The 14,399-nt window shown below is 68.0% G+C and carries 12 protein-coding genes; 8 read left to right on the top strand and 4 right to left on the bottom strand.

Annotated features, from left to right (window positions below; genetic code table 11):
• Window positions 1–1,560 (bottom strand): AtzH-like domain-containing protein, encoded by a 1,560-nt coding sequence (locus NM2_RS17530; RefSeq protein ID WP_067669865.1) that lies wholly within the window; start codon window positions 1,558–1,560, stop codon window positions 1–3.
• A 139-nt stretch (window positions 1,561–1,699) separates the two neighbouring features.
• On the opposite strand from NM2_RS17530, the gene NM2_RS17525 reads away from it, so the two are divergent.
• Genes NM2_RS17525 through NM2_RS17515 form a run of 3 tightly spaced genes read left to right on the top strand, consistent with a single transcriptional unit; the run spans window position 1,700 to window position 4,321 of the window.
• A complete protein-coding gene (locus NM2_RS17525; protein WP_067669863.1) occupies window positions 1,700–2,155 on the top strand; it encodes a cupin domain-containing protein in 456 nt (151 codons plus the stop codon).
• Window positions 2,152–2,901 carry a cysteine hydrolase family protein gene (locus tag NM2_RS17520; RefSeq protein WP_067669861.1) on the top strand — a complete coding sequence of 250 codons (750 nt, stop codon included), beginning with the start codon at window positions 2,152–2,154 and terminating at the stop codon, window positions 2,899–2,901. Before NM2_RS17525 ends, NM2_RS17520 begins: the two co-directional genes overlap by 4 nt.
• Window positions 2,894–4,321 (top strand): amidohydrolase family protein, encoded by a 1,428-nt coding sequence (locus NM2_RS17515; protein WP_067669859.1) that lies wholly within the window; start codon window positions 2,894–2,896, stop codon window positions 4,319–4,321. Before NM2_RS17520 ends, NM2_RS17515 begins: the two co-directional genes overlap by 8 nt.
• Here the strand turns inward: NM2_RS17515 and NM2_RS17510 are convergent.
• Entirely contained in the window at window positions 4,274–5,206 is a 933-nt protein-coding gene (locus NM2_RS17510) for a TIGR03564 family F420-dependent LLM class oxidoreductase (protein WP_067669856.1), read from the bottom strand. The two genes, NM2_RS17515 and NM2_RS17510, sit on opposite strands and share 48 nt — an antisense overlap.
• A gap of 475 nt (window positions 5,207–5,681) precedes the next feature.
• Window positions 5,682–5,969 (bottom strand): amphi-Trp domain-containing protein, encoded by a 288-nt coding sequence (locus NM2_RS17500; protein ID WP_157121145.1) that lies wholly within the window; start codon window positions 5,967–5,969, stop codon window positions 5,682–5,684.
• 231 nt (window positions 5,970–6,200) lie between these two features.
• Here NM2_RS17500 and NM2_RS17495 point away from each other — a divergent pair, with 231 nt between their 5' ends.
• The 4 genes from NM2_RS17495 to NM2_RS17480 all read left to right on the top strand — a co-directional run bounded on the left by NM2_RS17495 (window position 6,201) and on the right by NM2_RS17480 (window position 12,439).
• The gene (locus tag NM2_RS17495) at window positions 6,201–6,644 is read left to right on the top strand and encodes a Fur family transcriptional regulator (RefSeq protein WP_084531158.1); all 444 of its coding nucleotides are present in this window, start codon (window positions 6,201–6,203) and stop codon (window positions 6,642–6,644) included.
• Window positions 6,645–6,683: 39 nt separating this feature from the next.
• Window positions 6,684–8,918, top strand: coding sequence for a catalase/peroxidase HPI (katG, locus tag NM2_RS17490; RefSeq protein WP_067669848.1), 2,235 nt, complete (start codon window positions 6,684–6,686; stop codon window positions 8,916–8,918).
• 310 nt (window positions 8,919–9,228) lie between these two features.
• Window positions 9,229–10,533, top strand: a complete 1,305-nt coding sequence (locus NM2_RS17485; protein ID WP_067669846.1) for an NtaA/DmoA family FMN-dependent monooxygenase — start codon at window positions 9,229–9,231, stop codon at window positions 10,531–10,533.
• A gap of 439 nt (window positions 10,534–10,972) precedes the next feature.
• Complete coding sequence (locus tag NM2_RS17480; protein WP_067669844.1) at window positions 10,973–12,439, top strand: amidase; 1,467 nt, start codon at window positions 10,973–10,975, stop codon at window positions 12,437–12,439.
• A 224-nt stretch (window positions 12,440–12,663) separates the two neighbouring features.
• On the opposite strand, the gene NM2_RS17475 is transcribed toward NM2_RS17480, so the two are convergent.
• Window positions 12,664–13,608, bottom strand: a complete 945-nt coding sequence (locus NM2_RS17475; protein WP_067669842.1) for an alpha/beta fold hydrolase — start codon at window positions 13,606–13,608, stop codon at window positions 12,664–12,666.
• A gap of 87 nt (window positions 13,609–13,695) precedes the next feature.
• Between NM2_RS17475 and NM2_RS17470 the strand changes: the two genes are divergently transcribed.
• The gene (locus NM2_RS17470; RefSeq protein ID WP_067669840.1) at window positions 13,696–14,286 is read left to right on the top strand and encodes a TetR/AcrR family transcriptional regulator; all 591 of its coding nucleotides are present in this window, start codon (window positions 13,696–13,698) and stop codon (window positions 14,284–14,286) included.
• Window positions 14,287–14,399: the final 113 nt, after the last annotated feature.

Genomic DNA, 14,399 nt, shown 5'->3' with positions numbered 1-14,399 from the left:
TCACCCGGCCTCGAGCTGCGTCGCGACATCTCGCGCGATGCGCAGCAGCGACAGGTCGCTGCCCCGCTCGCCGACGAGGCACAGGCCCAGTGGCGCGCCGTCGTCGGACAGGGCGGGAATGGTGACGGCGGGCAACCCGGCCAGCGAGGCGAGCGAGTTCAGCGCGATCGTGCGTTGTCTGACGGACTCGATCGTCCCGGCCGAGGCGTCGAGCGGCGGCGCCGCAGAGCTCGCGGCCGGAAGCACGAGCTGATTGCCTTCCAGCGCGGCGTCGAGCACGGCTCGCGCCTCGCGCAGGACCGCCCACGCGTCGTCCAGCCGACCCGCCGTCACATCCCGCCCGGCCTCGAACCGCAGACGCACATCGTCCGCGACCGCGCCCGGATGCGACTCGAGCCAGGCTCCGTGCTGCTGCCACGCCTCATACGCCTGCACGACTCGGAAAGCCGCCGTCCACCGTGCCAGGTCGGGCAGCGGCCCGATCTTCCCCGCGATGTCCAGCCGCGCCGACGCCCGCTCGACGGTCGCACGGACCGGGTCCGGCGCCAGCGCCAGTACGTCGTCGCTGTGCACGAGGCTGCGCCGGATCGGCGTAACGTCCTGTGGCAGAAGCACTTCGCCCACGCGAGCCAGTGTCTCGCCGTCGCGGGCGAGCCACCCCACGGCGTCGAACGACGGGGCCAGCGGCAGCACCCCGGTGGTGTCGACCACGCCGTGCGTCGGCCGGAACCCCCACAGGCCCTGGTAACTGGCAGGGATGCGGATCGAGCCGGCCGTGTCGGTCCCGAGGCCGGCACTGGCCCAGCCCCGCTTGACAGCCACGGCCGAACCGCTGCTCGATCCTCCCGGAATCCTCGCGGGCGCCGCGAGATTCGCGGGGGTGCCGAAGTCGGCGTTGCGCCCGCCGATGCCGAAGGCGAACTGGTCGGTGTGCGTGATGCCGGTGACGGACGCACCGGCGCGCAACAGCGCGGCCACAGCGCCGGCATGTGCGGGTTGCGGCTCCTGCCCGTCGAGGTAGGCGCGGACGCCGCCGCCACGAGCGATCCCCCGCACCGCGAACAGGTCCTTGACGGCGATGCCGTGACCGTCGAGCGCACCGGTACCCGTCGATGTGACCAGCGGAGCCCCGACCACTCGCCACACCGCCGGGTCGATGGCCGCGGCCGGTGGGATCACGTGCGCGGCGTACACCCGCCAGCCGGACTCGTCCCGACGCCAGAGCTGAGTCTGCAAACCGGTCGCGCCGGTCGCACCGGCCACCTCGGCCAGCGTCAGCACCCAGCCCGGAGCGGGCGTCTGCGTCCAGAGCCGGCGCACGCGGCGGGTCGGCCGATCGTTGCGGGCGCGCCGGAACGCCGCGATCTCGTCGTGCCCGACGAGTACACCGTTCTGGTCCCCCCGCACCGTGTGCTCCGACTCGACGAACAACTCGTCCATCGCCGCGGTGTCGTTCGCCAGCAAGGCGGCATCGTATGCCCAGAACGCGTCGAGCAAGCCCGCGGGCAACTCGGAATCGGCGACGACGGGAACGGCGGGAGACAGCGGAGACGTGGTCATGCCTTCATGAGAACGCCTGTTTCCGACCGAATTCGTTTCACGGGGATAAACGTCGTGTAATTCCGCCGTCATGGCGCTGTCTGACCATGAACCACACGCGAGCAGTCGCGGTCGCCCCCTTCCCCATCGAGGAGTTCCCTTGACCGAAGCACCAGTGGTGAAACACGTCGACGACCTCGTCGCACGCCTCATCGCGCCCACCGACCCCGTCAAACTCGTGCCGTTGACCGGTCCCGCCGACGGCTCGCCCGCGAGCGTGTTCTTCGAGATCTGGCAGCCCGGCGGAGCCCAACCGAAGAACTCCCACCCGGAATCCGTCGAGATCTTCCTGATCCTCAACGGTGAAGCCGAGGCCACGAGCGACGAGCACGTGGTGCGGCTCACCCGGGGTGACGTACTGGTTCTGCCCAAGGGATCGACGCACACGATCCGGAACACCTCGGCGACCGAGCGCCTCTACGCGGTCACGATCATGGCGACGGACGACGAGGGTTCACTTCCGGACGGATTCGAGCACCTGGTGACCACCGGCACCCCGACGTCGTTCGACGACCAGGACAAGCAGGCGATCTTCGCCGGTCTCGGACAGTCATGATCCGCCAATCCTGGCTTCGTTCCGCAGCTCACGTCGACCTGCATCCCCCGGCCCCCGCGCCGCGCATCCGCGGCCTCCCGGCCCGGCCCCAGGAACTCGGCCTCGACCTGCGGCGGGCCGCCGTCATCGTGATCGACATGCAGAACGACTTCTGCCATCCCGAAGGTTGGCTCGGCTCGCTCGGTGTGGATGTTTCCGGTCCTCGCGCGGCCATCGGGCCCTGCCGGGCGTTGACCGAATCGGCCCGTGCCGCCGAAATTCCCGTCGTGTGGCTCAACTGGGGCAACCGGCCCGATCGCGCGAACCTGCCCGCGAACGTCATCCACGTGTACGACCCGGACGGCTCCGGCGGCGGCATCGGCGATCAGGTCGGGCGCAGCGACGCGGTCCTCACGGCCGGTAGCTGGGGCGCCGCGGTCGTCGACGAACTGACCGTCGCAGACGAGGACATCCAGGTGGCGAAGTACCGGATGAGCGGCTTCTTCGACACCGAACTCGACAGCGTGCTGCGTCTGCGCGGCGTCGACACACTGCTGTTCGCCGGTGTCAACGCCGACCAATGCGTGCTGGCCACGTTGTCCGACGCCGCCTGCCTCGGCTACAACACCGTGCTCGTCGAGGGCGCGGCCACCACCTCCTCGCCCGCCTTCTGCCTCGAGGCCACCGTCTACAACGTGCGCCAGTGCTTCGGTTTCACCGCGGCATGGCAGGACGTCGTCGCCATGCTGGAAGAATCCGATGTCTGACCACACCCCGCGGCGAACCTCGTCGCTGCTGATCGTGCACGCCCGGCTCATCACCGGCGCCCCGCCGGAGTCCGGCCTCCCCTACTACCTGGACGACGGCTGGCTACGGATCGACCACGGGATCGTGACCGAATTCGGCGAAGGCACTCCGGTTCACGGCGATCTGCCCCTGCTCGACGCCGCGGGCCGGTTCGTGGCACCCGGATTCGTCTCCTCGCACAGTCACCTGTGGACCTCGGGCCTGCGCGGGCTCGCCGCCGACGACCAGCTCTACGACTGGGCGAACGTCGTGATGAGCGCGGCCCGCGAGGCCACCCTCGACCAGATCTACTGGGCGACGCTGCACGGTGCCTTCGACTTCCTCAACGCGGGCGTCACCACGGCGTTCGACTTCACCGACCCGCGCGAACCGTGGGCGGACATGGTCGACGGTCACCGCACCGAACCCGGCACACACCTGCGACCGCTCGAGCACATCGTGCGTCAGATCGACGCCAAGTACGACGCCGGAATCCGGTTCGTCAACGCCACCCGCCCCGACTCCGACATCGGCACCTTCGCCGAGATCCGCGAACGGTTCCGCGGAACGGTGGACCACGTGCTCGGACTGGACCGTCGCTACGCGCTGGCCGCCGCCGTCATGGGCGGGGTCCAGTGGGCCGAGAACCGCGACGCCGCCCGGCACGAGGTCGCGCTGATGCGGGAGTTCGGCGTCATCAACCAGGCGCATTTCCTGGAGACGTCGGTGGCTCTCGAGCGCCAGCGGGCGAAGTTCGACTGGTACGACAGCGCGGGCGCGCTCGGGCCGGATTTCATCTTCGGCCATTTCGTGCATCCGACAAGGGAATTCATCGCGCGGACCGCGGCCGCCGGCGCCCGGATGAGCTGGCAGGCCGCCGCCAACGGCCGGCTGGGCTCGGGTGTCGCGGACATCCCGGCGCTGGAACGGGCCGGCATCGAGATCGGCATGGGCCTGGACGACCAGGCCTGCTCGGACCTCGCCGATCCCTGGCAGAACATGCGCATCGGCGCATACAGCGTGCGCGCGAGCACGCGGGATCCGACCGCGATCTCGATGCGGCGCGTCCTGGAGATGCACACGCTCGGTTCCGCCCGGATCCTGGGCGTCGACGACCGCGTCGGCAGCCTGGAGCCCGGCAAGTTCGCCGATTTCGTGCTCGTCGACCCCACCGCTCCCGACGTCGGGCCGCTGTGGCGACCGGTCGACGCGTACGTGCTCTCCTGCGGGCTGCGCAATCTCGTCGGCGTCTACGTGGGAGGCACGATGGTCAGTGATGGGCGCCGGGCGCTGTCCCCGCTGGCAGCCGAGGCGGGCAGGCGGCTACGCCTCGACGGGCTGGTGCCCGGGACCCTAGAGACCGTTCGAATCGCGCCGCCGTGCCGCCAGCTCGCCGAGTAGCTTCCAGGTCCGGTGCTGATCGGATTCACCCGCCAGGTCGGTCGTGGTGAGCACGACCTCGGTGGCGCCCGCATCGTAGTAGCGCTCGATTTCGGCGGCGACGGTCTCTTCATCGCCGATGACGGCGAGGTCCGCGGCCCGGGTTGCCCCCTCGAGTTCGATGACGCGGCGGTAGGACGGCACCTGTTCGTAGAACGCCAGCTGTTCCACCGCCTTGGCGCGGATGCGGTCGATATCCGAAGTGACCACGCCCGGTACGAAGGCGACGACGCGTGGAGCGGTCGCGGTGGCCCGGGTGATCGCCGGGACGATGTGATCACTCAGGGTCTTCGGGCCGGCCAGATACGGCAGCGTGCCGTCGGCCAGTTCGCCGGTCACCCGCAGGGCCTGCGGGCCCATGGCGGCGACCAGGACCGGAACCCGCGGTTGCGCCCCGGCTACCGCGGCCGGCAACGGCGGCGCGGTGGTGAGCAGTTCGCCGTGGACATCGGCGGTCCCGGTCTCCAGCAGTTCCCGCAGCCCGGTGAGAAATTCGCGCAGACGGGTGATCGGCCGGTCGAAGGGCACGCCGAAAGCGCTTGCGGCAAGGGCGGATCCGAGAGCCAGGCCGAGGTGGTACCGACCGTGCGTCGCCGCCTGCGCGGTCTGCGCCTGCGACGAGACCAGCAGCGGGTGACGTCCTACCACCGGGATCGCCGAGGTGCCGACCTGCAGCTCGGGCACCTCCCGTCCGACGATCGCGGCCAGCGTCGGTGAATCGTAATCCATTCGCTGCCCGAACCACACCGATCCCAGGCCGGCCTCCGCGACGAGCCGTGCCTGCCGCACGATCTCGTCGACGTAGTTGCCGGCATTGTCCGCGGCGAGAGCTACTCCGAGTGTCATGCTCTCGGACAACGTCACGATCGGCCCACTCCTTCCCCGGAACCCTTTTCGCACCACAGTGATCAAAACGATTTACGGACGGACCGAGACGGGAGAGCCTGGACAACAGCAGAACGGCGGGATCGGGCGCCACCAGATGCCCGATCCGCCGATCGCGGTGAGAATCCCGCCGAGTTTCACCACCGTGCGAGCCCGGCCGCTGTCCGCCGCGGCGCCCGCGAACGGGCGCCCCAGTGCGGTGGCCAGGAACACGATGCCGACGGCGCTGGCACTGAGCCTTGATCAACCAAATCCGCGCAACGCCAGGCACATTCGCGCAGGGTCACCACGCCCCGCGGGGGCAGCGACGGGACCGACGACGCGGGCGGTTCATGCGAATCCGGATACCGCCACGACAGCTCGCTCGTGGTGCGGCAAGGGTTTCGGTGCCGGAGGCGGACGGACGGCCACGGCTGCTGCCCGGCCCCTGCGCGGGTTACTGCGACTGCGCGGAATGTTCCGGCTGGGTGGCGATCGTTTCCAACGCGCTCTGCCGGTCGGCCCAGGTGAATTCGACCTCGACCTTCCAGCCGGTGTCGTCCTTGCTGCGCTCGATCTCCAGCTCCCGCATCACCTGCTGAGGCACGCTGACGGCGCCGCCCATTCCGGCATAGCCCAGCTCCCCACCGGCATCGAGGTCGTCGGCCAGGCGGCGCAGTTCGGCAGCCAGCTCGGCCCGGGTCAACGTGCGATGATCCCGGTAAGTCCTTCGATGCTTCGACATACCCTCCAGCACACCCCCGAGGCCCCGGTCGCGACCAGGGTCGAACTACCCGCGGCACGTGCACCGAAGGGCCTTCCGGCGCGCGAACACCACCTGCCAGCCCGTCGCGTCCGGTAGTTTGCCAGGGTCACAACAGCGTGCGATCGAGATCAAAAAATCGAGCTCACTGGATTTCTGAAGATTTGCCAGAACCTTGCCATGCACCTGATTGAATGAGTCATACTTCAGAGTGTGTCCACGCCCCCGGACTTCGAGGCAATGCTGCGCAGCTCTGCGCTGCGGGTCACGGCACCGCGGATAGCGGTGCTCACGGCGGTGCATCACAGGCCGCATTCGGATACGGATTCGATCATCGGGCTGGTGCGCGAGGCACTGGGAGCGGTGTCTCATCAGGCCGTCTACGACGTGCTGCGGGCCCTGACCGCGGCGGGTCTGCTGCGGCGCATCCAGCCGACGGGCTCGGTGGCGCGCTACGAGACCCGCGTCGGCGACAACCATCACCACGCCGTCTGCCGAGAATGCGGCGTGATCGCCGATGTCGATTGCGCTGTCGGCGAGATCCCCTGCCTGACCGCCTCCGACAGCCACGGTTTCGTCATCGACGAGGCCGAAGTCGTCTATTGGGGTTTGTGCCCTTCCTGTTCGAACTCTCCCTCCGCCCAACATCATCCGTGATCGAGAGCCCGAATTTGCTTGCTATCGAAAGGAATTGACGTGCCCGAGGAACACCCACCCATCGGAGAGGCCAGCACCGAGCCCGGCGTCAGCGGCTGCCCGGTCGCCGGCGGTCTCAAGTACCCCGCCGAGGGCGGAAACAGCAACCGGGAGTGGTGGCCCAACCAGCTCAACCTGAGAATCCTGGCGCAGAATCCCGCGGTCGCCGACCCGATGGGCCCCGACTTCGACTACGCCACGGAATTCGCCACCCTCGATGTGGACGCGGTCCGCCGCGACCTCGAGGAACTCATGACCACCTCGCAGGACTGGTGGCCGGCCGACTTCGGCCACTATGGGCCACTGTTCATCCGGATGTCCTGGCATGCGGCCGGCACCTACCGCATCCACGACGGCCGCGGTGGCGCCGGCGGGGGTATGCAGCGGTTCGCACCGCTCAACAGCTGGCCCGACAACGCCAGCCTGGACAAAGCCCGCCGGCTGCTGTGGCCGGTCAAGCAGAAATACGGCCCGGCGCTGTCGTGGGCCGACCTGATCGTGTTCGCCGGCAACGTGGCGTTGGACTCCATGGGCCTCGAGACCTTCGGCTTCGGCTTCGGCCGCGTCGACCAGTGGGAGCCCGACCAGGACGTGTACTGGGGACCCGAGCACACCTGGCTCGGCGACGAGCGCTACACCGGCCAGCGAAACCTGGAAAGCCCCCTGGCCGCAGTGCAGATGGGCCTGATCTATGTCAATCCCGAAGGGCCCAACGGCAATCCGGACCCGTTGGCCGCGGCGGTCGACATCCGGGAGACCTTCCGCCGGATGGCGATGAACGACGTCGAGACCGCGGCGCTCATCGTGGGCGGCCATACCTTCGGCAAGACCCACGGCGCCGGTGATGCCGATCTCGTCGGCCCCGAGCCGGAGGCCGCCCCGCTCGAGGAGCAGGGCCTGGGCTGGCGCAGCAGCTTCCGCACCGGCGTCGGCGCGGATGCCATCACCAGCGGTATCGAGGTGACCTGGACGCCGACACCGACGCAGTGGGACAACAGCTTCCTGGAGATCCTCTACGGCTACGAGTGGGAGAAAACGAAGAGCCCGGCCGGAGCCTGGCAGTATGTCCCGAAGGACGGCGCCGGGGCCGGCACCGTGCCCGACCCGCAGGGTGGGACGCGCACGCGCACCCCGTCGATGCTGACCACCGACCTCGCGCTGCGACTCGACCCGATCTACGAGCCGATCACCCGGCGCTGGCTCGACCATCCCGAGGAACTCGCCGAGGAATTCGCCAAGGCCTGGTACAAACTGATCCACCGCGACATGGGTCCCAAGGCCCGTTACCTCGGGCCGCTCGTCCCGGCCGAGACGCTGCTGTGGCAGGACCCGGTTCCCGAGGTCGATCACGAATTGGTCGGTCCCGCGGAGATCACCGACCTGAAGGAGCGCATCCTGTCCTCGGGATTGACTGTGCCGCAGCTGGTTTCAACGGCGTGGGCGGCGGCGTCGTCGTTCCGCGGCAGCGACAAACGCGGCGGCGCCAATGGCGGCCGGATCCGGTTGCAGCCGCAGGCCGGGTGGGAGGTCAACGAACCCGACGAGCTGGCGCAGGTGGTGCGCGTGCTCGAGGGCATTGCTGAGTCGTTCAACTCCGACCGGTCCGGGAACGTGCGGATCTCGTTCGCGGACCTGGTCGTGCTCGGCGGGGTCGCGGCGGTCGAGAAGGGCGCGAAGGACGCCGGATTCGACATCACGGTGCCGTTCACCCCGGGCCGCACCGACGCTACGCAGGAGCTGACCGATATCGAGTCGTTCTCGCTGCTCGAATCGGCCGCGGACGGCTTCCGCAACTACGTCGGCAAGGGCAACCGGCTCCCGGCCGAGTACCTGCTGCTCGACAAGGCGAACCTGCTGACCCTCAGCGCTCCCGAGATGACCGTCCTCGTCGGTGGCCTGCGAGCACTCGGCGCGAACCACAAGCAGTCGCCATTGGGCGTATTCACCGCGAAGCCGGGGACGCTCACCAACGACTTCTTCGTGAACCTGCTCGACATGCGCACGAAATGGGAACCGTCACCGGCCGACGACGGCACATTCGTCGGCAAGGACCGCGCGAGCGGCGAGGCGAAGTGGACCGGCAGCCGCGTCGACCTGGTCTTCGGCTCCAACTCGGAACTGCGCGCGGTCGCGGAGGTGTACGCCACCGCCCGTGCCGGGGAGAAGTTCGTGCGCGACTTCGTCGCCGCCTGGACCAAGGTCATGAACCTCGACCGCTTCGACCTGCATCGGTAACACCCCCTATTCGGGCGGTCGCCGCATGCGATGCCCCGGCGAGTCGCTGCCGGGGCATCGCGTGCATGCGAGCGTCTCCGCAACGCGGACGCGTGGTCGGCGGATCTCGCCGATGCGCTCACGCGGGGCGTGACCGCGCCGTCACGAATTGCCGCAGCCATCGTCGGTGCCGCACAGGTCAATTCGGCATCATGGACTTTCCTTGCCGCCCTACCCGCGTGGGTGTGCCGGGGCACGAATATGCGTGATTCACGGGTAGCCGGCGAACGATGCCCTCATACCCTGGGTGTGCCCACGACAGGAGCCGCCCATGCCGAAGCAACGCCATCTGCATCTGAACCTGGTCGCCAACGACCTCAACTTGCATCAGGGAGCCTACAAATACGAACGGGCGCAGGGCGTTCCCGAACGAAGCACCTTCGAGCGCCTGCTCGAGTACGGTGCGTTCGGCGACGAGGGTCTGTTCACCGCCTTGTTCGTCGGCGACATCCCAGGCATGCAGGGGTCTCCGGCATTCGACGGCGGGCCGGCCGAGCCCATCACCGCACTGACCGCGATCTCCCAGCACACCGAGCACGTCGGCCTGATCGCGACGGCGTCGACGACCTTCTACGACCCGTACAACCTGGCCCGGCTGCTGGCCTCGCTCGACCAGGCCAGCGACGGCCGCGCCGGATACAACGCGGTCACCTCGGTGATCGATCGGTTCGCGCTGAATTACAGCCTGAACAACCATCTGGATCGCGCGGCGCGCTATCAACGCGCCGACGAGTTCCTCCAGGTCCTGCGAGCATTGTGGGACAACCGGGCGATTCGCCGTGATCCCGACGGCCTTCCCCGGTTCTACGCCGAACCGATCGACCACCAGGGCAACCTGTTTCACGTCTCCGGACCACTCAACATCGCGCCGAGTCGGCAGCACCGGCCGCTCATCGCGCAGGCCGGCGGGTCGGGACCCGGCATCGTGGTCGCCGCCAAACATGCCGAGATGGTGTTCACCAATTCCGCCACCCGCGCCAGCGCCGCGGTCTACCGCGAGGCGCTGGACAAGGCGCTCATCGAACAGGGCCGGGCCCCGGGCTCGGTCCCGGCCGTCCCCGGTCTCATCCCCTACCTCGGCCGGACCGCGAAGGAGGCCGAGGAGAAACTGCGGGAACTGGACAGTCACGTCGATTGGGAACCCCTCGCACCATTCGCGCTGGGCCAGTTCGGCATCGACATTCCGCTCGGCGACATCACCGAACCGTTCCCCGCCCATCTGCTACCGCGCCCGCAAGACGTCGAGGAGACGATCAAGAGCACCTTCGGCAACTACGTCGGGCTCTACCACTGGATTCAGCAGCACCCCGACGTGACGGTGCGCGATGTCGTCGCACAAGCGGTCGGCCGCGGCGGGGCGACGCACCGCAAATTCGTCGGCACCTACGACGACCTCGTCGACGACTTCGCGGCCTGGCACGCCGACGGCAACGTCGGCGGTTTCAACCTCATGTTCGCAACGGGCTCGACAGCCATCCGGGAGTTCATCGACGAGGTCGTGCCCCGCCTCGTCGACCGCGGCATCTATCCCAGCACCGCCACCGATCGCCCACTGCGAGAACGATTCCGAGACTGATCCACGATCCGGCACCAGAATTCGGAGGCAGATCAGGACTGCCCGAAACGATGGTCCCGCGGCATCCGCTGGACCGACGACGGCCCCGCGTGATCTCGACCGGGGTTCAGAGCATGGCCGAACGGGACAGGAGTATCGCGGAGAACTGGGCAGGGCGTTGGTGACGGTCGTCGCAAACTCGCCGCGCGCCGCCATGGCGGTCAGGCGAACAGTCTTCCGGCCCGAGACGAACATGACGAATAGTGAGACATGTATCCCGTTGTGCGAAACGGCATTTCATGGCCTGTGCTGGCGGAGTTGGCCCGCTGCCGGCAGCGTGACCTGGGGCAGACCGTCCACGAAGGCAGAACGGGTGGGTGACTTCGGCGGACGGTTCGACTTTCCCGTTGTGTGAATCGCCATTTTATGGCTTCTGTGGCGCGCCGATACCGTCGGATTCATGGAATGGAATCTTCGGTCGGCAGAAGAATTGTCGGCGGCGTTGCGGGCCGGTGAGGTGACCTCAGTGGAACTGACCGACGAGGCGATCGCGCGTATCGAGCGGGACGACAAGGTGATCAACGCGATCTGTGTACCGGACTTCGACCGTGCGCGGGCCGCCGCGCGCGATGCCGACCGGGCGCTCGCCCGCGGCGAGGACCGGCCGCTGCTCGGAATTCCGGTGACGGTCAAGGAGTCCTACAACATGGCCGGGCTGCCCACGACCTGGGGCATGCCGCAACACGCGAACTATGTACCGGCCGAGGACGCGGTACAGGTGTCACGACTGAAGGCGGCCGGCGCGGTGGTGCTCGGGAAGACGAATGTGCCGTTGGGGCTGCAAGATATCCAGAGCTTCAACGAGATCTACGGCACCACCAACAATCCGTGGGATCACGAGCGCACGTCGGGTGGTTCCTCCGGCGGATCGGCGGCGGCCCTGGCGTGCGGATTCGGTGCGCTGTCCCTCGGCTCCGACCTGGCCGGTTCGCTGCGCACCCCCGCGCATTTCTGCGGTGTCTACGCACACAAGCCGACAGTCGGGCTGGCGGCGACTCGCGGTATGGTCGCGCCGACCGCGCCGGCCCTGCCGACCGATCTCGACCTCGCCGTCGTCGGTCCGATGGCGCGCACCGCGCGCGACCTCACGCTCCTGCTCGACGTGATGGCCGGACCGGACCCGCTGACGCAGGGCGTCGCGTACGACTCGAACCTGCCGCCCGCGCGCCATGAGCGACTCGGCGACTTCCGTGTCCTGGTCCTCGACGAGCATCCGCTCATTCCGACCGGGTCCGCGGTGCGGGCGGGCGTGAACCGGGTGGCCGACGCGCTGATCGCCGGTGGGGCTCGCGTCGAACGGCACAGTCCGCTGCTGCCCGATCTGACCGAATCCGGGACGGTCTATACGCAATTGCTGTTTTCGGGCTCCGTCGCGCGTTTTCCCGTCGACGCGTACGAGCAGCTACGGACCCGCGCCGACGGACTGAGCGCGGACGACCAGAGTCTCGACGCGGCGCGACTGCGCGGCATGGTGCTCAGCCACCGCGACTGGATCGAGACGAACAACCGTCGCGAGCTCCACCGCCACGGCTGGCGGCAGTTCTTCGCCGAGTTCGATGCCGTGGTGTGCCCGATCACGCCGACTCCCGCGTTCCCGCACGACCACGACCCCGATCTGCTGGAACGCCGGATCGACATCGACGGCGTCGAGTACCCGTACTTCGACCAGCTGGTCTGGGCCGGTCTGGCGACCATGCCCGGCCTGCCCGCCACCGCCATCCCCGCGGGCCGGTCCCCCGAGGGCCTGCCGGTGGGAGTGCAGCTCATCGGCCCGATGTTCGAGGACCGCACCCCATTACGGCTGGCCGAACTGCTCGAGCAGAAGATCGGCACCGTGGGCAGCTCCGATCGAGCTCGGACGCGATGACCTAGGCCAGGGCGGTTTGCGACACGAAATAGACTGCGGTGCAGCATCGATCGCAGATCGAGGCACGCATATGGGCGTGGCCGCCCGTCCAGGTCGTCGACCGGGATCCCCGGCTTGTCCCCCCGAAACCCACTCTACGTCAGGACCTTCAGGCGACGACTCCACGCAGTGCGAGACGAGGGCGGCGGCCTGGTGTCGAGGATTCGATGATGGTGATCACCGAACTACCCCACACGTTCGTGATCGATGAACGCGGTCAACGCGTTCACAACCGCGTCGGGCTGCTCGTCGGGAATGAAGTGCCCGGCGTTCGGGATGACGACGCCTGTCGCGTTGTCCGCCCAGGGGCTGATGGAAGCGGCCATGTCGGGGATCGAGCCATGGGAGCTGGAGATTCCCAGGACCGGAACGGTCAAGTGCTGTCGGCCGAGAGCGTCATGATTCTTACGCGCCGATTCGGCGGCGTCGCGGTAGTAGGCGAGAGACGCTCGCAGACCTCCTTCGGCCGCGACAGCGGCGGCGTAATGGTCGATCTCGGCACTGTCGAACGTGTTCGGCGACAATGCTTTGACCTTCAAGAACCAGTCGACGTAGTCACGCTCGCGACCAGCGAGCAATGTCTCGGGAAGATCGGGCACCAGGTGGAACGCGAAGTGCCAGGTCTTCCAGGCCCGGCCGGGATCCGTTGGGATGGACTCCGGGAGGCTGATTCCGGGAATGCCGGCGTCGAGCAGAGCGACACCGTGCAGGCGCTCTGCGTAATTCAGGGCCAGCGAGAAGGCGACCCAGGCCCCGATGTCGTGGGCGACGAGCCAGTACTTCGGCACGTTGAGCGCCGTCACCGCGGTCTGAATGCGTGAAGCGACGGTGTGCGTGTCGTAGCTGTCGCGCGGGCGGCCGGAGTGGCCTTGCCCCGGCAGGTCGATCGCGATCACGTGAAATCTGTCGGCAAGTCCTGGCATCACTTTGCGCCAAGCCCACCAGGTCTGCGGGAATCCGGCGAGCAGGACGACGGTAGGGCCGGTCGGCTGGCCGCCTTCCACGGCATGAAGTCGAATGCCGTCCGCGTCGACCCAGCGGTGCGTGAATCCCGCAAGGTCGTGCAGCGGCAACCCGGAGATCGGGTTCTGCTCGTGCGAGCGGTTCGCGGTGGTTGCGGTGTCGGTCATGTCTCGAGCCTAGCGCATCTTGAACTGATTAGTTCAAGATACGATGTAGGGCACAACGGCTGGACCCGAGAACGAGGTGCGTGCGTGATGGCTGGAAAGAAGCAGTTCGATGTGGACGTCGCGCTCGATGCGGCGATGGTTCAGTTCTGGCGAGCCGGGTACGCCGACACATCTCTCGACGACCTCTCCAGGGCGACCGGATTGAACCGCAGTTCCATCTACTCCTCGCTCGGCGACAAGGACTCGCTCTATCTGCGCTGTCTGGACCGCTACGCCACGCGCTATGGGGACAGGTACGACCGGGCCCTATCAGTTGCGTCCGAGGAGCCACTGCGAGCGGTACGGGAGTTCTTCGAGGTCACACTGAAGCGCATCGCCGACCCCGACGTGCCGGACGGATGCCTGGTCGCCCAGACCGCGATGGCGATACCGGTGCTGAGCCCCGGCATCGCCGCGCGCGCGATCGAAGCCCTGGGCTTTCAGCGTGCGCGGCTGCGGACCGCCTTGAACACCATGGAATTAGCCGACAGCGACGCCGACGACTTCGCCGTGCACATTGCGGCGGTCAACCAGTCGCTGGCCGTGATGAGCCGGGCCGGGGCGAGTCAGGAGCAACTCCACGCGATAGTCGACATCACCGTGAGCGCGCTCTCGCAGGCGCTGTGCGCCCGGAGCTGACCAGGTCCTGAGCGTTCCGCTCCCGTCCATTCCCGCGCACCCACACCCGGAAAACTCGGAGGACAGCCGACCTATGGCCCAAACCGGAGCGATGATGAAATCCCCGCAGCTCG

Source organism: Nocardia miyunensis NBRC 108239 (assembly GCF_001613065.1).
GTDB classification, from domain to species: Bacteria; Actinomycetota; Actinomycetes; order Mycobacteriales; family Mycobacteriaceae; genus Nocardia; species Nocardia miyunensis.
Note: the sequence above shows the minus strand (reverse complement) of the source record. Positions and strands in the feature narration are given on the sequence as shown.

Excerpts from the sequence above, each read along its gene's own strand:
- NM2_RS17500 (WP_157121145.1), bottom strand. The coding sequence starts at position 5,969 with ATGTCGAAGCATCGAAGGACTTACCGGGATCATCGCACGTTGACCCGG.
- NM2_RS17515 (WP_067669859.1), top strand. The coding sequence starts at position 2,894 with ATGTCTGACCACACCCCGCGGCGAACCTCGTCGCTGCTGATCGTGCAC.
- NM2_RS17475 (WP_067669842.1), bottom strand. The coding sequence starts at position 13,608 with ATGACCGACACCGCAACCACCGCGAACCGCTCGCACGAGCAGAACCCG.
- NM2_RS17520 (WP_067669861.1), top strand. The coding sequence starts at position 2,152 with ATGATCCGCCAATCCTGGCTTCGTTCCGCAGCTCACGTCGACCTGCAT.
- NM2_RS17485 (WP_067669846.1), top strand. The coding sequence starts at position 9,229 with ATGCCGAAGCAACGCCATCTGCATCTGAACCTGGTCGCCAACGACCTC.
- NM2_RS17510 (WP_067669856.1), bottom strand. The coding sequence starts at position 5,206 with ATGACACTCGGAGTAGCTCTCGCCGCGGACAATGCCGGCAACTACGTC.
- NM2_RS17470 (WP_067669840.1), top strand. The coding sequence starts at position 13,696 with ATGGCTGGAAAGAAGCAGTTCGATGTGGACGTCGCGCTCGATGCGGCG.
- NM2_RS17530 (WP_067669865.1), bottom strand. The coding sequence starts at position 1,560 with ATGACCACGTCTCCGCTGTCTCCCGCCGTTCCCGTCGTCGCCGATTCC.
- NM2_RS17480 (WP_067669844.1), top strand. The coding sequence starts at position 10,973 with ATGGAATGGAATCTTCGGTCGGCAGAAGAATTGTCGGCGGCGTTGCGG.